Below are 2,667 nucleotides of genomic sequence, written 5' to 3' on the forward strand. Positions count from 1 at the left end.
CCTTCGAGCCCGACTTCTTCAGCGGCCTGTTAACGACCGCTTCCGTGATCCGCGCCGCGACGCAGAACCCATCCATCTGCGGCTGCGAGCTCCTCTGTCGTCATGCTGCAATAGCATCTGTTGCTCGCCGAATGACCGGAAAGTCCGCGCAACCGCCTTTCAGCAGCGACGCGTTGGCTCGGTCAGTCTCTGCGGCGCGACACGCTACGCGCGGTCCTCTGAGTGGATGTAATTCGTTGGCGCCGTGTCCCGTGACCGCACGTCGTCCTCCAGTTTGCCGGGTCCTCTTTGCGAGACCCGACAAACAGGAGGACGGCATGGCCGCAGACGATCTCATTCTCGCGCACCAGGACAAGCTCGCACGCGATCTCGGGCGCATCTGGGCGTGGTGTTCGCACATTCATCCCGCGGGTGGGCCGATCGCGCTCTCGGCATTCGTCATGTGGAGCCACGAGCGCGTCGCGAATGGTCTGGCGTTCCAGGAGGCGTCGCTGCACATCGTTCCGATCATGGAACTCCCCGCTGCGAACGCAGCTCTCACCGCTCTTGGCTACCACACGCAGCTCAGCTCACCGCCACGGGCGTCCTGGCTGACCCAGATCTTCTCGGAGCCCCTGAGCGCTCACGAGACGCTGGAGGCCATCCGCCGGTTTCGCGCGGCTGGCCTTGGGTAGGCGTGCTGGCATGGCCCGAGGCGTGCGGTGGTCGCACGTCTCGCCCGCACCGGTCGGGCCGCCGCACAAAGATTGTCGTCGCGGCGCAGAAAGTCTTTCCGCGCGGATTTCGCCGATCCGACTTCCTTTGAGCGAGCCATCGCATCCACTCATCCTCAAGGAAGGACACCCCATGACCACCACTCCGAAGACCCGCACCCTCGAAGCCGCGAACGACAACCCCGGCGGCGCGACGCGCGTGGAGATGCCGCTCGCGGCCTTCGTCACCCTCCTCGCCGAAGCCTACGTGGCCCGTGCCGAGCGGAAGGAGCACAAAGCATGACCGCGCCCAATCGCAAGGCCCGCCGCGCCGCGGGCGCGGGCAAGACCGCAAAGGCGACAGGCAAACCGAAGGCCGTGCTCTACGCGCGCTACTCCAGCAGTGCGCAGAACGAGATGTCGTGCGAGGACCAGCTGGCCCTGGGGCGCGAGAAAGCCGAACAGGAAGGCTTCGAGATCGCCGCCGAGTTCGCCGATGCCGCCATGACGGGACGGACGCTCCTCTCGAAGCGCCCCGGGGTTTCCGCAATGAAGGCGCGCGTGGCCGAGGGTGATATCGCGGCCCTCATCGTCGAAGGGGTCGAGCGCATCGGCCGCCGCGCCGCGGACATCAGCACCCTGTGCGAGTGGTTCGAAGGCCAGAACGTCGACCTCTACGCGGCCAATGGCGGCAAGGTTGCGTGGAACATTCTGCCGTTTCTCGGCGCGATCGCGGAGCACACCTCCCGCGAGATTGCGGACAAGACCAGGCGGGGCCAGATCGGAACCACGCGCCGCGGGCGCGTTGCCGCCGGGCTCGCCTACGGCTACCGCGTCATCGAGTGCGACAAGGGGCTGAACCGCGAGATCGATCCCGAGGCGGCCGAGGTCGTGCGGCGGATCTTCCGCGACTATGCCGGCGGGCTGTCGCCCCGGAAGATCGCGGCAACGCTGAACGTCGAGGAGATCCCCTCCCCGTCCGGCGGCAAGTGGAACGACTCCACCATCCGCGGCAACGCCAAGAAGCGCGACGGCATGCTGCGCAACGAGGCGTATGTCGGCGGCATCGTCTACGGCCGGAACCGCTTCTCCTACGACCCGGACACCGGCAACCGCATCTCGCGACCGGCGAGCGAAGAGCATCAGATCGTCTTCGGCGAAGCGCCCGAGCTGGCGATCATCGACGACGATCTCTGGAACGCCGTGCAGGACCGGCTGGAGACGACGCACGCGACCTATGCCGGCAAGACGGCACCGCTCAACGACAGCCACCGCGCGCGGTACCTGCTGAACGGTATCGTCAAGTGCGGCTGCTGCGGCGGGGGCTTCACGCTTGTCGGCAAGGAGCGCTACGGCTGCTACCGCCGAAAGACCCGCGGCGCGCAGGAATGCGACAACAGCCGCACGATCACCCGCGACAAGCTCGAGGCACGCGTGCTCGCCCGCCTGCGGAGCGGGCTGATGACCGCGGAGTTCGCGGAGCAGTTCGCCAGCGAAGTCGCGGGGCTCATGGCCGCGCGCACCGGCGGGAGCGCACCTTCGCGTGCGGCGCTCGAGACCAAGCTCGCGAAGGTCGAGACCGCGATCGAGCGCCTGCTGGACAGGCTCGAGACCGAGGACGCGTCGGACGCCGTCCTCGCACGCCTCGAGACCCGTGAGGCCGAACGCGATGCGCTGCGTGCCGAGCTTGCGGAGAGCGGGCAGCAGACACCGGTCACCCCGCCCTCCCCGGCCGAGTTGGAGGCGATCTACCGCGCGCAGGTGGCGCGGCTGGAGGACCTGCTGACGGGCAGCGATCAGATGGTGGCGGCGAACGCGCTGCTGCGCGACCTTCTGGGCGAGGTGTGCCTGTGGGGGGGACCCGGAGGCGCGGGATGGGATGCGGATCGAGATCCGGGGCGCTTTGTCCCGGATACTTCAGGCTGGTCAACCCGCTCAGCGCACACAAAAAGGCGCCCGGTGGGGCGCGTTTTTG

At 67.9% G+C, this 2,667-nt stretch carries 3 protein-coding genes; all 3 read left to right on the forward strand.

Annotation, left to right across the window (positions count from 1 at the left end):
- Nucleotides 1-317 precede the first annotated feature (317 nt).
- Complete coding sequence (locus OCH239_RS21150) at nt 318-674, forward strand: hypothetical protein (RefSeq protein ID WP_037267422.1); 357 nt, start codon at nt 318-320, stop codon at nt 672-674.
- 172 nt (nt 675-846) lie between these two features.
- Nucleotides 847-996 carry a hypothetical protein gene (locus OCH239_RS23025; RefSeq protein WP_157578043.1) on the forward strand — a complete coding sequence of 50 codons (150 nt, stop codon included), beginning with the start codon at nt 847-849 and terminating at the stop codon, nt 994-996.
- Nucleotides 993-2,667 (forward strand): recombinase family protein (locus tag OCH239_RS21155; protein ID WP_051489721.1); only part of this gene is annotated, 1,675 nt, incomplete at its 3' end. The genes OCH239_RS23025 and OCH239_RS21155, both read left to right, overlap by 4 nt.

The sequence above is a fragment of the Roseivivax halodurans JCM 10272 genome, from assembly GCF_000521785.1.
GTDB lineage: Bacteria > Pseudomonadota > Alphaproteobacteria > Rhodobacterales > Rhodobacteraceae > Roseivivax > Roseivivax halodurans.

Coding starts and splice junctions, on each gene's coding strand:
- OCH239_RS21150 (WP_037267422.1), top strand. CDS start 318: ATGGCCGCAGACGATCTCATTCTCGCGCACCAGGACAAGCTCGCACGC.
- OCH239_RS23025 (WP_157578043.1), top strand. CDS start 847: ATGACCACCACTCCGAAGACCCGCACCCTCGAAGCCGCGAACGACAAC.